The 16,443-nt window shown below is 68.0% G+C and carries 14 protein-coding genes; 1 reads left to right on the top strand and 13 read right to left on the bottom strand.

Going from position 1 to position 16,443, the window contains the following annotated elements:
- The first annotated feature begins 114 nt into the window (after nucleotides 1–114).
- Nucleotides 115–1,239, top strand: a complete 1,125-nt coding sequence (locus FHP25_RS10585; protein ID WP_147846897.1) for a hypothetical protein — start codon at nucleotides 115–117, stop codon at nucleotides 1,237–1,239.
- A gap of 22 nt (nucleotides 1,240–1,261) precedes the next feature.
- Here the strand turns inward: FHP25_RS10585 and FHP25_RS10580 are convergent, their stop codons facing one another.
- The 13 genes from FHP25_RS10580 to FHP25_RS10520 form a co-directional block, all read right to left on the bottom strand.
- Nucleotides 1,262–2,473 (bottom strand): ABC transporter substrate-binding protein, encoded by a 1,212-nt coding sequence (locus FHP25_RS10580; RefSeq protein ID WP_147846896.1) that lies wholly within the window; start codon nucleotides 2,471–2,473, stop codon nucleotides 1,262–1,264.
- A 142-nt stretch (nucleotides 2,474–2,615) separates the two neighbouring features.
- Nucleotides 2,616–3,293: a hypothetical protein gene (locus tag FHP25_RS10575; RefSeq protein WP_147846895.1), complete on the bottom strand. Its 678-nt coding sequence runs from the start codon at nucleotides 3,291–3,293 to the stop codon at nucleotides 2,616–2,618.
- Between the two features lies 1 nt (nucleotide 3,294).
- On the bottom strand, nucleotides 3,295–5,448 hold the full coding sequence (locus FHP25_RS10570) for a hydantoinase/oxoprolinase family protein (RefSeq protein ID WP_147846894.1): 2,154 nt from the start codon (nucleotides 5,446–5,448) through the stop codon (nucleotides 3,295–3,297).
- Between the two features lie 4 nt (nucleotides 5,449–5,452).
- Entirely contained in the window at nucleotides 5,453–6,736 is a 1,284-nt protein-coding gene (locus FHP25_RS10565; RefSeq protein WP_147846893.1) for a transporter permease, read from the bottom strand.
- A gap of 366 nt (nucleotides 6,737–7,102) precedes the next feature.
- Nucleotides 7,103–7,936 carry a phytanoyl-CoA dioxygenase family protein gene (locus FHP25_RS10560; protein ID WP_147846892.1) on the bottom strand — a complete coding sequence of 278 codons (834 nt, stop codon included), beginning with the start codon at nucleotides 7,934–7,936 and terminating at the stop codon, nucleotides 7,103–7,105.
- Between the two features lie 94 nt (nucleotides 7,937–8,030).
- Entirely contained in the window at nucleotides 8,031–9,155 is a 1,125-nt protein-coding gene (locus tag FHP25_RS10555) for a Zn-dependent alcohol dehydrogenase (protein WP_147846891.1), read from the bottom strand.
- 107 nt (nucleotides 9,156–9,262) lie between these two features.
- Nucleotides 9,263–10,495 carry an ABC transporter substrate-binding protein gene (locus tag FHP25_RS10550; protein WP_147846890.1) on the bottom strand — a complete coding sequence of 411 codons (1,233 nt, stop codon included), beginning with the start codon at nucleotides 10,493–10,495 and terminating at the stop codon, nucleotides 9,263–9,265.
- 152 nt (nucleotides 10,496–10,647) lie between these two features.
- The gene (locus FHP25_RS10545) at nucleotides 10,648–11,616 is read right to left on the bottom strand and encodes an NADPH:quinone oxidoreductase family protein (RefSeq protein WP_231712279.1); all 969 of its coding nucleotides are present in this window, start codon (nucleotides 11,614–11,616) and stop codon (nucleotides 10,648–10,650) included.
- A 32-nt stretch (nucleotides 11,617–11,648) separates the two neighbouring features.
- Complete coding sequence (locus FHP25_RS10540; protein WP_147846888.1) at nucleotides 11,649–12,620, bottom strand: tripartite tricarboxylate transporter substrate-binding protein; 972 nt, start codon at nucleotides 12,618–12,620, stop codon at nucleotides 11,649–11,651.
- Between the two features lie 261 nt (nucleotides 12,621–12,881).
- Nucleotides 12,882–13,538, bottom strand: a complete 657-nt coding sequence (locus FHP25_RS10535) for a TetR/AcrR family transcriptional regulator (protein WP_147846887.1) — start codon at nucleotides 13,536–13,538, stop codon at nucleotides 12,882–12,884.
- A gap of 21 nt (nucleotides 13,539–13,559) precedes the next feature.
- Nucleotides 13,560–14,564 (bottom strand): amidohydrolase family protein, encoded by a 1,005-nt coding sequence (locus FHP25_RS10530; protein WP_218578317.1) that lies wholly within the window; start codon nucleotides 14,562–14,564, stop codon nucleotides 13,560–13,562.
- Nucleotides 14,565–14,580: 16 nt separating this feature from the next.
- A complete protein-coding gene (locus tag FHP25_RS10525) occupies nucleotides 14,581–15,102 on the bottom strand; it encodes an aromatic-ring-hydroxylating dioxygenase subunit beta (protein ID WP_147846885.1) in 522 nt (173 codons plus the stop codon).
- Nucleotides 15,103–15,125: 23 nt separating this feature from the next.
- Entirely contained in the window at nucleotides 15,126–16,427 is a 1,302-nt protein-coding gene (locus FHP25_RS10520) for an aromatic ring-hydroxylating oxygenase subunit alpha (RefSeq protein ID WP_218578316.1), read from the bottom strand.
- Nucleotides 16,428–16,443 lie beyond the last annotated feature (16 nt).

The following is a 16,443-nucleotide window of genomic DNA, read 5'->3' as shown; positions in this document are numbered from 1 at the left end:
CGACAAGAATTCCGAAATGGGTGTATCTTCTGCCGTGAGGATCCGCGGGAGAATTCACTTGGCAAGATCATTGCCAATCCGCCGATCGGGCTCCTTGAGCTCAAGGAAGCTGCCATGACCGTACAGAGATACGCTGGTCATCCGCTGTTCGCGGCGATCGTGCTCATCGTCCTCGCCTGCTCGGCCTACGCGCAAACTGCCGGCGTCACGCCGACCACGCCGCCACCCGCCACGGTGCCGGCGAGCCCCGAGGTCGAGCTGGCCAAGGCGCTCGGATGGCCGATCGCAGCCCTGGTCATCGCCGGCATCTTCTTTCAGCCGATCTCGAGGTTTGTCAGCGCGATCGGCAGCCGCATCACGAAGCTGTCGATCTTCAAGGTCGAGGTCGAGCTTCTGCCCGCGACGGCCGCCGTATCGACGCCGCTGCTCGATGACATTCGCACGGCCACGAGCTCGGCCGACATCAACGACTCCTCACGCATGATGCTGGAGCAGGTCCAGTCCGGAGGACCCGCCGATTTCGCGGTCGTCGCGCTGGGCGCCGGCGAAGAATGGATCACATCCCGGCTCTATATCGCCGCCGTCATGATGGAACGCATGCGCGGCCTTCAGGCCCTGGTGTTCGTGGAGCGCTCGCCGTCGAGCGAGCGCAAGCTCGTGGCGGTCGCGTCCGCGCGCCAGGTACGCTGGGCGCTCGCGCGCCGCTATCCATGGCTCGAGGCGGCACTGGCGCGCGCCAGCCTGTTTGTCTTCCCAGCGGAGATTCCCGCGGCGGCGGCAGCGTTGCCCCCCGGTGCCTCCTGGCTGCCGGATCCTGGCAAGGTCGCCGTGCCGCAGCCGGTGATCGTTTCGGACAGCGGCGGCTTGCAGCCCTTCCAGGCACGCCAGATCGTCAGCAGCTTCATCGACTCCCTGCAGATCAAGGGACCTCCGACGCCGCCGATGAAGGAAGGCGAATGGGTGCAGCTGGGAACAGGCACCGTCTTCGAGCGGGGTGTGTACGTCACCCGTGAGCTGCTGTCGTCGTTGCTGCCGCCGTCCGCCTTCACCGCGTGGACGAATGCGCTGCGCGATGCCCCACGCAGTCAACGAACGCGCGCGGTCCTGCGGCGCCAGGCGGATTTCGTCGCCATGGTGGAAGGCGAGGATCGCGAGTTCACGCGTCTGACGAACCGCCGGGCGCTCCTCGAGGAGATCGCGACAGCGCTCGGCGAAGAGCCGGAAGGCAGCCCCGGTTGAGCCTTTGGGAGGCGACGCGGGCTCACACGTCCGAGCCGGCGATGATCTTGCCGAAACGCTCCCATGTCTGGCCGTTCCAGCGCATGAGCTGGACCTGCCGCAGGGGGTGGTAGTTGGTGGGGCTGGTGTTGACAGTGATGCCGGGCAGCAGGGTCGGCACCTCCACGTCCTTCAGATTGGCGGCCTGGTGCATGATGTTCTCGCGCGTCAGGCGGCCCTCGCATTGGCGCAGCACCCGCATCAGCACCTGGGCCACGGTGTAGGCATAGGTGTTGTAGGTGTCCTTGACGTTGCCGTCGGGGAAGTGCTTCTGCATGAAGGCGCGGTACTCGGCGATGCCGGCATCGCCGTCCCAGGCCGGATCGTTGGGATCCTTGACGTAGGCCGACGACATGACATCGACCGCACGCTCGCGTCCGACGGGCTCGATGACGCCGGCCACCGACGTGGCACCGCTGGCGATGAAATGCATCGGCTTCCAGCCCAGGTCGCTGACCTTGCGGATCGACTGCGCGACGAACTTGGCTGTGCCACCCGACAGCAGGACGTCGGCATTGCTGGCGCGTAGCGAGATGATCTGCGAATCGACCGTGGCGTCGGTCACCTCGTAGGAGACAGCCTGCGCCTGGCTGGCGAAGCGGTCGCCCAGCACGTCGCGAACGCCGGCGAGGTAGTCCTTACCGAGATCGTCGTTCTGGTAGAGGATCGCAAAGCGGGCGCCGGGCTTCTGCATCAGCGCGTGCTTGGCATAGATCTGCGCCTCGATGCGGGCCGACGGCGCGAAGCCCATGGTCCAGGGATTGGTCTTGTAGTCGCCCCACTTGTCGCCGTTCACCGACAGGAACAGGTGCGGCACCTTCTTCTGGTTGATGTACTTCACTACCGCCGAGTTGGGCGCGGTGCCCAGCATGTTGAATAGCAGCGCGACCTTGTCCTCCTCGATCAGGCGGCGCACCTGCTCCACGGTCTTGGGCGGGCTGAAGCCATCGTCATAGTAGATGTAGGTGATCTTGCGGCCGGCGATGCCGCCCTGCTCGTTGACCATCCTGAAGAAGGCCTCCTGGCACCGGGCCTGCACCCCCAGCGCCGACACCGGACCGCTGAGCGACGTGGTGCTGCCGATACGGATCTCGGTGGCCGTCACGCCGGGCGTGTCCTCGGCGCGCGCGACACCGGCGAGCGCGAGCGCGGCCGCGGAGCCGGCCAGAAGCGAGCGGCGATGGATGGCGGGCATGGTTCCTCCTGGATTTTGCTTGCTTGGCGCGTGGCGGTGATCGGCGGCTGCGCCCAGCCTACGCCGGGAATGCCTCGCCAGGGAAGACGACGCGCCCGCAGTGGCATGCCCCAGCGCATGGACGTCGCATCCGAGTCAGCTTCTATCGACCGCCCGCTTCCGCCACGCAAAGTCGGTCGACCATGTGCCGCGCGGCATCGGGATCGCGGGCGAACAACGCCACGACATCGAGCAGCTTGGGATGGTAGCGCAGCGACAGCAGATGCTGGGCGAAGGCGCCGGCCGCGATCTCGGCCAGCGACGCCAGGCCCACGGTGGGCTTCAAGGGGCCAAGCGCGAACAGCGCCACGCGGTGCCGCGCCGCCAAGGCGCGCGACGGCTGCTGCCCTTCGACATGATGGAAGAGCTCGTGCGCGAGAAAGACCGCGCGCGTGCCCGCGGCCAGGCGGTCACGGTCGGGATAGGCCTCGAGGCGGCGGTCCAGGGCGTCGATCGCGGGGGCATAGAGACGGATGCAGGGCGGCCGCTTCACGTAGTCGGCAAAGACCGAGACGCTGCCGAAGCCACCTTCGCCTGCAACCACTTCCACCCGCACGCCCAGGCGCCGGGCCAGCACCTGAGGATCGTCCGTGCCATGCGCGGCGCGCCCGGCGCGGGCTGCCTGCTCGCCGCTGGCCAGCGCGTCCTCGACCAGTGGCTGCCGCGCGGCTTGCGGAATGCGATGGAACTGGCGGTCGGCCTGCAGCTCCACCAGGCCCAGAGCGACCGGCGTCGCGGCCGGCGCGGCGCGCGCCAGCAGCTCGGCCAGCGCCGCTCGCATCTCAGCGGCGCGTGCCGGCGACGGCGATGAAGACCACGCCGGCATCGGGAGACAGCCCTTCGAGCTCGGTCCGCGCCACCGCCAGCGCCTGGTCGAGGGCGACGACGCCGGTGAGGTCCAAGACCTGGGCGCCCACGATGATGAACATGTCGGGCACGATCACACTGTCGCCGTTGTAGATCGTCGCCTCCTCCCAGATCGCCTTCAGCGAGTCGAGCCCGTGCCGCGCCTCGGCCCGGCTCACCTTGGCATCGGCGCGCTGCACGCGGATCACGCCGTCGAGATCCACGGCGCGCACCGGGTGGCGCCGCCGGGTCAGGATCTTCCAGTACTTCTCGGTGATGGTTCCCTGGATCACGCGCATGCGGTCGGTCTCGGCCGCCACGCGCACCGCTTCGACCGGCAGGCCCATCGAGCGCGCCCCGATGGCCTTGGCTTCGGCTTCGTCGACCGCGCTGGTGCGGGTGCGGGCGCGCATCTCGGAAGCGCCCATGGCAGTGGCGCGCACACGCTGGGTGTGCGGGTTGACCTCGATCGTGACCTCGACGTTCTCGGCCGCGGCCCCCAGCCTCACGACCGCGTCGAACGCCTCGCGCTTGATCGCCTTCAGATCGTCGGGCTGCGGATTGGGAATGACCCGCTCGACGCTCTCGCGCACCAGCGCCAGCGCCACGCCGATGGAGGAGATCACCTCGGCGTCCTTGGAGATGGTGTGGGCCAGCTTCATGCGCTCGGCGGTGAACGGGATCAGCGCGCCGGCGCCGCCGCCCTCGCCCACCAGCACGGCCTGGTCGCGGTCCAGCCCGTACTCGGCGATCAGCTGCTCCACGATCGGCACGGCCTTGCCCGTGGCGCGGTCGAGGATCTGGCGCGCGGCCTCCTCGATCGGGCAGCCCAGCAGCGCCGCCAGCGGCGCCAGCGCGCGCCGCGCCGATTCAGGATTGCCGTAGGCATGCAGGCCGGGCTTGACGTAACCCAGCACGTTGGCGGCGCAGGTGTTGGTGATGGCATAGCGCGTGCCGTCGGCGACGCGGATCGACACGTAGTCGTCGGGATCGTCCGACTTGGGCTGGAACAGCTCGACCTCGGCGTCGACGAACACCGCCGGGTCGGCGAAGGCGGCATAAGGCAGGCCGGCGATGTGGGCGCTGCGCGGCCCGACATCGACCAGCTTGCCGTCGCGCGCCCGCACCATGCTGCCGCCGGCGATGCCGATCACGCGCACGTCCAGCGAGCTGACATAGGTCTCGTGGCCGCCGACGCGGGCATACTTGACCGTGGGCCGGCCGTTGCGGATGACGCCGATATTGGTGCTGGTGCCGCCGACCTCGAAGTAGATCCCGTCGGAGACGCGCAGGTGCATCAGTGCGCCGGCGACGCTGGCGGCCGGCCCCGACAGCATGGTCATCGCCGGGCGGCGGCGCATCTCCTGGATATCCATGACGCCGCCGTCGCCGCGCATGATCATCAGCGGCGCCTGGATGCCGGCCTCGCGCACGCTGGCCTCGGTCATGCTGGCGGTGTCGATCATCTTGGGCAGGATGCTGGCGTTGATCACGGCCGTGCGGGTGCGGGTCGTCAGCCCGTAGAGCTTGGAAATCTCGTGACCGCAGGTCGCCGGCACGCCGGCGCCGACGGCGGCATCGCGCACCGCCTCCTCGCCGCTGTGGTCGTCGACGCCGAAGGCGCTGGTGGCGACCACGACGCGGGCGCCCTCGGCCTGCAGCTCCTGGACGGCGGCCAGCGCGCTATTCGGGCTGAGCGCGCTGGTGGTGACGAAGCGATGGGCCGGCCGCAGGAACCGACCGGGCGCCAGCTCGATCTCCCTGATGTTGCTCTGCCCGCGCGCCAGCAGGGCCTCGACGCGGCTGGCCATGCCGATCACGCCGACCGGCGCGACGTCGCCTTCCAGCAGCGCGTTGGTGGCCTGGGTCGTGCTGTGGGCCAGGAAGATCACGTCCTTGGGATCGACCCGCGAGCGCTCCAGCACGTTGCGGAAGACATCCACCACGCCTTTGGCGACGCCGCGGGAATCGGCATGCGTGGTCAGCACGGAATAGCGGCCGACCACGTCATGGGTGGCGTTGTCGATCAGCACCGCCTTGGTGAAGGTGCCGCCGACGTCGATGCCGATGCGATAGGCTTTCCTGTCCATCGGGCTAGGCCAGCATGAGGTAGGCGATGGCGGAATTGAGCGCCACCATGAGGCAGCCGAACGGCAAGGCCGTCTTCAGGAAGTCGCCGTGTGAGATCTTGGTGTAGCCGATCGTCCACAGGGTCCAGGAGTTGGTCGGATCGACGCTGCCCTGCATCACCGTCGGCGCCAGCCACAGCGAGTAGAGCAGCGGCACCGGCAGCTCGTTGTTGGCCAGCACCAGCGCCAGCACCGCGGCGCCGGTGCCGATCACCACCAGCGGCCCGCGATAGATGCTGCCGATGCCGCCCAGCACGCCGAAGAAGATCGCCGCCTGCAGCGGCGTGTGCGGCAGGATCGGGCCGAAGATCGGCTTCAGCGACGCCGACACCTGGGGCATCTGGCCACAGACGATGATCATGCCGCAGATGGTCCACAGGGCCGCGATCGTGGCGATGTCCGGAAACGCGTCGTAGAAGGTCTTGTTGAACAGGTTGACGTGGCCCTGGACGGTGCGGTCCTTCCATGTCAGCGCCAGCGCCAGCACGATGCTGAGGATGAAGGTCGGGATGATCTCCCACTTCGCGATGATGATCATCAGCACCGGGAAGATCGGCACGATGTAGGTGTAGTATGGCGTGCGCCGGCGCACCGGCGCAGCGCCGGCGGCGTCGACCGACGCCATCTGGCGCACGCCCGAGCGCTTGAGCACGATGGCGGTCATCAGCCAGGCGCACAGCACGTAGACGCAGGCGCCGACCGCCCAGTAGGTGAGGTGCGGGCCGCCGTACACGATGCCGGGAAACAGCTTCTGGAACGTCCCGAACTGCACCAGGTTCACCATCGTGCCGGCGCCGATGCCCATGGTGAAGGCCGGCGCCGCCAGCCGCGGCGGGATGCCCTGGCTCATCATGATCGGCAGCGCGATGACGCCGATGGCGATGGCGGCGCCGACGCCGTACATCGACGTGAAGAGCAGCGCCGTCACCACGGTGACGGTCATGGCCGAGACCATGGGCCGGTCGCCGGCCAGCTCGACGGCCGAGCGGATCACGCTTTCGGCGATGCCGGTCTGGATCAGGATCTGCGCGAACCAGGCGCCGAACACGATGATGATGACGGCGCTGGCGAACTGCACGCCGCCGCCCTGCAGGATCTTGGCCTGGATGTCGTTGACGCCGATGCCGGAGATCGCCGCCCAGGCGATCGCCAGCACCAGCAGCATGATCACCGGACTCTGGCCGCGGATGATCAGCACGACCACGGCGAGGAACGCCAGCAGCAGGGCGATCCCGGTCAGCATTTCCATGGCGCCTCTCTCCCCTTGATATTTTGCGTCGGCCCAAGAGTGTGTGACGTCATCCTTCCCCGAGAGGGATAGGGTTATCGCCCATGGCTTCTGTCATCCTGAGCGAAGCGAAGGATCCCTTGAGCCGTCGACACGCACGAGCCGTCGAGAGAGCCCGCATCTTGCGTCATCGATGGTTCCGTGCGAACCGATCGTTCAAGGGATCCTTCGCTTCGCTCAGAAGGACAGAAGCCATATGCGCTGCCCTGGCTCTACCCGCCGGAGGAAGGACAAGATCACAGACTCCGAGCGCAGCGAGGATCTCGTGCGTCAAGCGGACGAGGTGCCATTCGCGGGAGATCCTCGCGGCGCTCGGGATGACAGTGATTACGGCCGGAAATGCTCCTGGCCGGTGCCGCGGTAGAGGACCTGGACCTGGCGGCCGACAATGGCGGCGTGGGCGGCCAGCGCCTCGGGCGCGCAGTCGGCGGACGGCCGCGCCTCATGATCGAAGTGATGGTAGGTGTCGACGCCGCGCACCAGGGTGGCGCTGTCCTTCTCGCCGACCGCCTGGCTGACATGGGTCGGGATGTAGCGGATCGCGAAGCCGATACGGCGATCATCCGATTTGTTAGGCGCCGAGCCGTGCGCCAGCAGCACGTGGTGCAGCGATGCCTGCCCCGGCTTGAGGATCGCGGGCACGCCCTTGGATTCGTCGACCTTGACGGCGATCTCCTGGCCGCGGCTCAGCAGGTTGTTCTTGTCGAAGGTATCGCGATGCTCGAGCTGCTCGCGGTGCGAGCCGGGCATGAACATCATGCAGCCGTTGAGCAGGTTGGCCGGCGTGAAGGCGACCCACACGGTCATGACGGCGGGCGAGCTCAGGCCCCAATAGGTCGCGTCCTGGTGCCAGGAGACGAAGCCGGCATCCGATGCCTCCTTGATGAAGAAGCTCGTGCTCCAGCACAGGAGATTGGGACCCAGCACGTCCTCGACGGTGTCGAGGATGCGCGGGTGGCGGATCAGGTCGTTCAGCCACGTCAGGTAGAGATGGGCCTTGTGCCGGCGGTCGCCCTGGATCGGGCCGCCAGCGCCCGCCTCATGGGCTTCCAGCCGCCGGCGCAGATCCAGAGTTTCCGCCTCCGTCAGCACGTCGATCGGGAAGTGGTAGCCGTTGCGCTGATAGGCGGCGACCGCATCGTCCGAGAGAAGCTTGGGCATCCGGCATGCCTCGTTTGTGCGTTTCCTGCATCCGCTCGCACCATCGATCGGTGCGCCGGCACGCCCGAACTCTATGGTAGCGCTTCCATAGGCGTCAAGGCGAGCCCGCCGCATCCCAGGGCTGCACCACGGTGCGGATCGTCTGGCCGCGGCGCATCGCGTCGAAGCCATCGTTGATGCGCGCCAGGGGCAGGCGCGCCGTGATCAGCTCGTCCAGCTTCAGCTTGCCGTCGAGATAGCAGCGCGCCAGCCACGGAAAGTCGCGCTCCGGCCGGGCGCCGCCGTAGCTCGAGCGGGTGATCTTCTTCTCGCCCATCAGCGCGCCCCAGCGGAAGGACACGTCCTGGGACACGTTCACCTTGCCGAGGAACACGAGCTGGCCGCCGGGGCGCGTGATCTCGGTGGCCAGCCGGAAGCCCTCGGCGCTGCCGGCGGCCTCGAAGACGTAGTCGGCGCCACGGCCCGCGGTCGCCGCCTTGACGCCGGCATCGACGTCCTCGCCCACCGCGCCGATGGCGAGGTCGGCGCCGAAGGTCCGCGCCAGGTCGCGGCGCGCCGCATCCCGGTCGATGCCGATGACCGTGCCGGCGCCGACCAGGCGCGCGCCCTGGATCACATTCAGGCCGACCGCGCCGCAGCCGATCACGGCGACCGTCGCGCCGGCCTGGACCGCGGCGACGCGGACCGCAGCCCCGACGCCGGTCATCACGCCGCAGCCGATCAGGCAGGCGCGATCGAACGGGATCTCGCGCGGCACGCGGATCGCGCCGGACCGCGGCACCACCGCATACTGCGCGTGCGAGGACACTACCGAGAAATGGTGGACGGCCTGCGCCCCGGCGCGCAGCCGCGAGGCGCCGTCGAGCAGGTGCCCGCGCGGCTGATGCCAGGTGAACGGCTCGCACAGGATCGGCTGGTCGCGCCGGCAGTAGAAGCAGTGGCCGCAATGCGGGTTCCACGAGGCCACGACATGGTCGCCGGCGGCGATATCCTCGACGCCCTCACCCACGGCCTCGACCACGCCGGCGCCCTCGTGCCCGAGGATGATCGGCATGGGATAAGCGAGCGATCCGTCGATGACCTCCAGATCGGTATGGCAGAGGCCCGATGCCATGATGCGCACGAGCACGTCGCCACGCTCGAGCCGGTCGATCGTGACGCGGCCGATCGCCAAGGGCTGCCCCACCTGATGCAGAATCGCGGCCTGGAAATCGGTCATGGCGATGGGCAGCCCCGTTCGGTCGGTCAGGCCGAGCGTAGCGGGACATCGCCCTCATGTCATCGCAAGCGACTCGCGGAATGCCGCGTCGTCACCCGCCGGGATCATCACCGGGCGGCGCTGATCCTGATCACGTCGCCGATCGACACCCAGCGTGTGCCGTCGAACTGGCCCAGCTGCATGCCGTGGAAGGCGAGGTAATCCTGCGGCGAGTTGCTGAGCGTGATGCCCGGCAGCAGCATCGGCGGCGCGACATCCTTCAGGCTGGTGGCCTGCTTCAGCACGTTCTCGCGTGTCAGATCATCGCCGCACCGGCGCAGGACATGCGCGATCATGAAAGCGTTGATGTAGCCCGGGACCGCCGTGTTGTCCTCGATGTTGAGGCTGGGCATGTGCTTCTTCACGAAGGCCGCGTAGGCGACGACATCGGGGTCGTTCAGCGTCGCCGGATCGGTGGGCAGCTTCTCCCAGCGCGCCGTGATGATGCCCTTGGATTGCTCGACGCCGGCGGGAACCAGGGTCGCGCCGATGCCCGAGGCGATGCTGGCCAGGATGTGCAGCGGCTTCCAGCCGAGGTCGTGGACCTTGCGGATGCCCTGGGCGGCGAATTTCGACGTGGTGAACTGCATCAGCGTGTCGGCGCCGGCGCCCTTCAGATCGATGATCTGGCTGTCGATGCTGGGATCGGTCAGCTCATGGCTGACCTCGCGCACGATCATCGACCTGGCCTTGTCGCCCAGGCCGATCTTCAAGCCGTGCAGGAAGTCCTTGCCGAGATCGTCATTGAGATAGACCACGGCGATCTTCGCGCCGGGCTTCTGGTCGAGGATGTAGCGCGCGAAGATGCTGCCCTGCGCGACATAGGTCGGATAGAGCGGCACGATCCAGGGATACTCCTTCGGATCGTTGAAGCGCTCGGCGCCCGAGGTGAGGAACAGGCTCGGCACCTTCCTGCCGTTGAGGTATTTCTGGACCGAGGTGTTGGGCGCCGTGCCGAGGAACCCGGCGATGGCCAGCACGTTGTCGCTCTCGACCAGCTTGCGCGTCTGCTCCAGGGCCTTGGGCGGGTTGTAGGCATTGTCGAGCGAGATCAGGTTGACCTTGCGGCCATTGACGCCGCCCTGCTCGTTCAGCATCTGGAAATAGGCCGATTGCGCCTGGCCGTAGACACCGAAGCCCGACGCCGGGCCGCTGTAGGGCGACGTGGTGCCGAGCTTGATCTCCGAATCGGTGACGCCCGGGCCGTAGCTCTTCGCCGCAGCGCGACCGATGCCGCAAGCCGCCAGCGACGCGCCGGTAACCCCTGCCAATGCCGCGCGCCGCGTCACGCCCCTGCTCATGGCTTCCTCCCGGGTCTGATTGCCGCAGAACATAGCCACAAGCCTCGGGAGCGCAATCGAAATCTAACAGATGGTAGTTATTTTCTACAACGTGGTCATCGCGCGTGAAGCGAGGGGATGACAGTGATCGGGACGGCAGGAGCCGCGCCGCCTCAGCGCGGCACGACCACGATCTTGCCCACGACCTGGCGGTCGGCCATCGCGCGCAGCGCCGCCGATGCCTCGGCCAGCGGATAGGTGCGGTGGATGTGGGGCTTGAGCTGGCCGGACTCGAACCAGCCCATCAGTCGCTGGAACTCGGCGCGGCCATGCTCGGGCTCGCGCCGCAGATAGTCGCCGTAGAACACGCCGATGGCGGCGCAGCCCTTGAGCAGCAGCAGATTGGCCGCCAGCTTGGGGATCTCGCCAGCGGTGAAGCCGACGACCAGGAAACGTCCGCGCCAGGCGGTCGACCGCAAGGCCAGCTCGCTGTAGCTGCCGCCGACGGTGTCGTAGACCACGTCGACGCCCTTGCCGTCGGTGAAGGCTGCGATCGCGGCACGCAGATCCTGGGTGTTGTAGTTGACGACGGCGTCGGCCCCGGCGGCCGCGACCTGTGCCAGCTTGGCATCGCTGCCGCCGGCAGCCAGCACCCGGGCGCCCATGAGCTTGGCGAGCTGGACGGCCGACAGACCGACGCCGCCGGTCGCGCCCAGCACCAGCACGCTCTCGCCCGGCGCGAGCTGCGCGCGGTCGGCCAGCGCGTGCAGCGACGTGCCGTAGGCTGCGCCCATCACGGCACCGGTGACGAAATCCACCGCGTCCGGGAGCGCGACCACCTGCTTCCCGGCGACGACCACCTCATCGGCGAAGCCGCCATGGCCCACCGAGCAGCGCACGCGCGCGCCGACGGGAAAGCCCGTGGCATCCGGCCCCGTCTCGACCACGACACCGGCGACCTCACCGCCAGGCGCGAAGGGCAGCGGCGGCTTGAACTGGTAGCGGCCCTGCATCATGAGCAGGTCGGGGAAGTTCACGCCGCAGGCATGCACTGCGACCCTGAGCTGGCCCGGCGCCAGCGGCGGCGACGGCAATTCCTGCAGCACGAGCGACTCCGGCGGGCCGAATGCCCGGCACATCATGGCTTTCACGCGCGTCCTCCGATCAACGCACCTCATTCGGGTTCGATATTGGCATCCTTGATGGCCGCGCCCCAACGATCATATTGGTCCTGCACGAAGGCGGCGAAAGGCGTCGCGGTCTCGCCCATGGGCTCGAAACCGAAATCGAGAATGCGCGCCGCAATATCCGGCAGACGCACGATACGATCGATCTCGACGCGCAGCCGCTCGATGATCGGCGCCGGCGTCGACGCCGGCACGAAGGCGCCCGCCCATCCGGTCAGCCCGCCCAGCGGAAAGCCGGCCTCGTCGAAGGTCGGCGCGTCAGGGTAGCGGGTGAGGCGGCGGGCTCCCGACACGGCCACCATCCGGATCTTGCCGGGATGCTGCGCCACGCCGCCGGCCGAGCCGAACACGGCGCTGACCTGCCCGCCCAGCAGGTCGTTGATCGCCGGCGCCTCGCCCTTGTAGGGCACATGCACGATGTTCATGCCGGCCGTGCGCTTCAGCATCTCGCCGATGATGTGGCCGCTGGAGCCGATGCCGTAGGAGCCGTACGACAGCTTGCCGGGCCGCTGCTTGACCATGTTGACGAATCCCGCAAGGTCGCGCGCCCCCAGCGCCTCGGCAATGCCGAAGGCGACCGGCAGATCGGCGAGCTGCGTGACCGACGCCAGCTCGCGCAAGGCGTAGGGTGGATTCTTCTGCAGGCGGATGCTCTGCACGACACTGCTGATCGCGAACAGAACGGTATGGCCGTCGGGCTCCGCCTTGGCGACGGCATTGGCGCCGATCATGCCGGTCGCACCCGGCCGGTTGTCGACGATGACCGGCTGGCCCAGCACGGCCGCCAGCCGCTCGGTGATCAGACGGGTCATGGCGTCCATGTTGCCGCCGGCCGCCAGCGGCACCACCACCCTGACCGGACGCGACGGATAGGGCTGCACCGCCCACGATGACGACGGCGCCGCCGCCATGGCCACGCCGCCCATGGCGGCAAGATCGATGAAGCGCAGCCTGCGCATGATTGCCTCCCGACGTCTCGACCCCGAAAACTTACCTTTGTTCGAATAGAACAGATGTTAGAATTCAGCGCAAGCCGGGTTCTGTCATCTTGAGCGCAACCGTCATCCCGAGCGCAGCGAGGGATCTCCCGCAAATGAGGTACGGTGCGCCATGCGCGGGAGATCCCTCGCTGCGCTCGGGATGACAATGGTGGGACTGCTCGGGATGACGGCGTGGATCGTCCGGAATGACAGCGTGGGCCGCTCGGGCGAGCGGCGCGGCTATGCGGGCTTGATGACACCGTCGCGCAGGATGCGCATCAGCTCGTCGGCCACGTCGTCGAGCGACATCGGGCCTTGCGGGTCGTACCACTCGGCAACCCAGGTGAGCGCGCCCATGGCCAGCATGCGCACCACCGACAGATTGTAGCCGGGGCGCAACGCCCCCTGCTTCTGGGCTTCGCGCAGCAGGCCGGTGAAGATCGCGGCGTACTCGCGTTCCTGGCTCATGTGCTGGTCGCGCAGGCGCTTGGGCAGGCGCCTTATGGCCTTGAGCCGCGCCGAGAAATGCTCCTCGACCGTGTATTTCAGATGCGCCCGCAAAGCCGCGTGGAAACGCTCGATCGGCGTGCTCTGCGGGCCGGCGGCGGTGATCGCTGCCGTCACCGCCACGGTGGCGCGGCCGATACCGTCGGCCAGCACGGCGCGAATGATCTCATCCCGGGATTCGAAGTGATAGTAGATGCTGCCGGCCTTCATCTTGGCCGCCGCCGCGATATCGCGCAGGGTCACGACATCGGAGCCGTGCTCCTGAACCAGGCGCTTGGCGACGTTGATCAAGCGCGCCTTTGTCTTGTCTGCCTTCGATACCGCGTTCTTCGTGGTTTTTGCGAACTGCTGCATCACCTGCCCGCAATACGTGCCGTGCGGCCCCACCACCGCGATCTTATAGGAGCCGCCTCATGCAACGTCCAGCCCGAGGAAGCGCCGTGCGGCGCTGGACCACAGTGTGGCGCCCCCGGCGACCCGGTCAGCGACGCCGGCGATGAAGGCAGCGGGGTCACGCTGCTCGATGAGATAGGGATAGTCGGTGCCGGCGAAGACCTGGCCGGGCGCGACATCCGTCACCAGGTGCGCAAGATAATGCGCATCGTAGACCAGGCTGTCGTAGAAGAAGCGCGCGGCATAGGCTTTCGGCGACTGCGGCAGCTTGCCGTCGAAGCCGCGCATGCGGTGCCAGCCGTTCTCCATGCGGTGCAGGATGGGCGCCAGGACGCCGCCGCCGTGGCTGAACCCGATCCGCAGCCGCGGGAAGCGCTCCAGCACGCCGTCCATGATCAGGCTGGCGGCGCACAAGGCGGTGTCGACGGGAAACGCCGCCAGCGCCACCAGGGCCGGGCTCGCGGTCAGATGCGGCGCCTGCAGCGGATGCAGCGCATGCACGAAGACGGCCAGGTCGAGCTCCTGCGCCGCGGCGAAGAACGGATCGAAGCGGCGGTCGCCGAGATAGCGGCCATTGATGTTGCTGCCGATCTCGACGCCGCTCAGCCCGAAGCGCTCCTTGACCAGAAGCAGCTCGGCGGCGGCGCGCTCAGGGTCCTGCAACGGCACGGAGCCCAGGCCGTGGAACCGGTCGGGCCGCTTGGCCACCATCTCGGCGATGGCGCCGTTGATGAAGCGCGCCAGCTCGGTGGCCGGCGCCGCATCGATCCAGTACGACAGCAGCTCCGGCATCGGCGACAGCACCTGGGCCGACACGCCGTCGCGGTCCATGTCGGCGATGCGGCGCTGGATGTCCCACGAGCGCTCGTCGATCTCGCGGAACGGCTTGCGCCCCATCAGGACGGTGGCCGCCGTCGCGCTATGGCACTGGATGCAGGGCCACTTGTCGATGCCGCCGGCCGTCGGCTCGGCCGGCAGGTCGCGCGGCACGATGTGCGAGTGCACGTCGATCAGGCCGTCCATCAGCAACGCTCCATCGTCAGATGATGATGCTGAGCTTGCCGGGATAGAGCATGTCCATGTCAAGCACGGAGCGCTTGGAGCGGATCCTCCACGGCGCCGCGTTGCAGTCGATCCGGTAGAGATGCTGGCCGTAGTAGGTGTCGACCACGCCGCGCCGGGCGCGGTAGGTGACGAAATTGCATGCGACGTCGGCGACACCGTCGACCAGCGCCGTGACGCGCACGTTGCTGACCATGTGGCGTTGGCGCGAGCGCGGGAACTCGGAATGCGCGTCCTTCTTCAGCAGCCGCGTGACGCGCTCGCGCAGGCGCACGTAGTCGTCGGCGATATAGAACAGCGACGTGGCCGGGTCGGTCTCGTCGCCATCGCCCGTCGGCGGCACCTCGTAGGTCGCGCCCTCGGCGAAGAGCGCGAACCATTCCTCGATGCGCCAGCCGTCGAGCAGCGCGGCCTCGTGATAGAGGAAGTTCTCGACCTTGGCCCGGGTGCAGCTTCCGCTCATGGCCAGGTCATCGGCGATCGGCGAGTCGGCGTTCATGTCGCACCTGCTCCCATGCCCGCTCAAGCGGCCGCCGTCATGCGGCGGCGCCATTCGCGCCAGAAGCAGCGCATCTGCTCCTCGTCGTCGTTCCTGGGGGCGCCGGCCCGCGGCATGCCCTTGGAGATGTCGTTCCAGCCCGCCTCGCGCATGTTGCGATAGCCGCGCTGGCAATTCTCCAGCGCCTCCTGGTCGTCGGGCGTGGCGAAGCCGCCTGGCCCCAGGAACTCCAGGAAGTTGAACAGCCTCAGCTTGCGCAGGGCGGCATCCTCGCCGCACGGGCCCAGCGCCCAGGCGCTAACCGCCATGCGGTCCGCCGCCTCGGGATAGAAGGTGCGCACGGTGATGGCCATGATGTCGTTGATCACCAGGTTCGGGAAGATGATCATGTTGCGGCTGGTCTCGGCCATGCGCAGGCCACGCACCTCGCCGAAACGCCGGATCAGCCCCTGGCGCAGGCGCTGCACGACGTCGCGCGTCTCCTCGCCCCAGGCCGGCACCCAGCGCGCGATCGGCCGGCCCCAGGGCGAGCCGTACTCGATCACGGCATGGCCGTTGCCCAGGTCGGTCATGCGGTTGGCGCTGGCGTCGAAGCCCTTGCCCATCCGCAGGCTGCCGACATTCTGCAGGTAGTCGAAATAGGTGCTGTGCGTGGGCAGTCCATGGAAGGCATCGACGCTGTTCTCGGCCAGCAGCTTCCAGTTGGCCTTGATGATGTATTGCTGGCCGCTGCCGATGATCTCCATGCCGGCCTCGGCCTGGTCGGCCACGAGGTCGATGAACTCCTTGGCCTGCGCCAGGTAATCCGGCAGCGGCACGGCGTTGCGGTCGAAATTGATGAACCAGAAATCGCGATAGCTCTCCAGGCGCGGCACCTGCACGAGGTCGGCGCAGCCGCCGTCGTAGTGGTCCTTGCCGTAGTTGCCTTCCTCGAAGCGCGACGCGAAGCGGCCGTTCACGTTGAACGACCAGCCGTGATAGAAGCAGCGGAACGACAACGCATTGCCCTTGCTCTCGCGCACGACCGTGGCGCCGCGGTGGGGGCAGGTGTTGAGGAACGCATGCACGGCGCCGCCGCGGTCGCGATTGAAGATCAGCTCGCGGCCGCCGACCGAGCGGGTCAGGAAATCGCAGTTGCCGGCGATCTCCGAGCCATGGCCGATATAGAGCCAGCAGCGATCGAAGATCTGCCGTCGCTCCGCCTCGAGCACGGCCTCGTCGGTGAAGGCCTGCCGGGCGACGCGGAACAGATGCCGCTCCCGGTCCTCGCGGATCATGCCGGCATAGGCGCCGGACGAGTCCGGCAGGGCGGCCACGATGCTCATGCTTTCCTCCCTCACG

Source organism: Vineibacter terrae (assembly GCF_008039615.1).
GTDB lineage: Bacteria > Pseudomonadota > Alphaproteobacteria > Reyranellales > Reyranellaceae > Vineibacter > Vineibacter terrae.
This window is presented reverse-complemented; position numbering and strand designations above follow the sequence as displayed.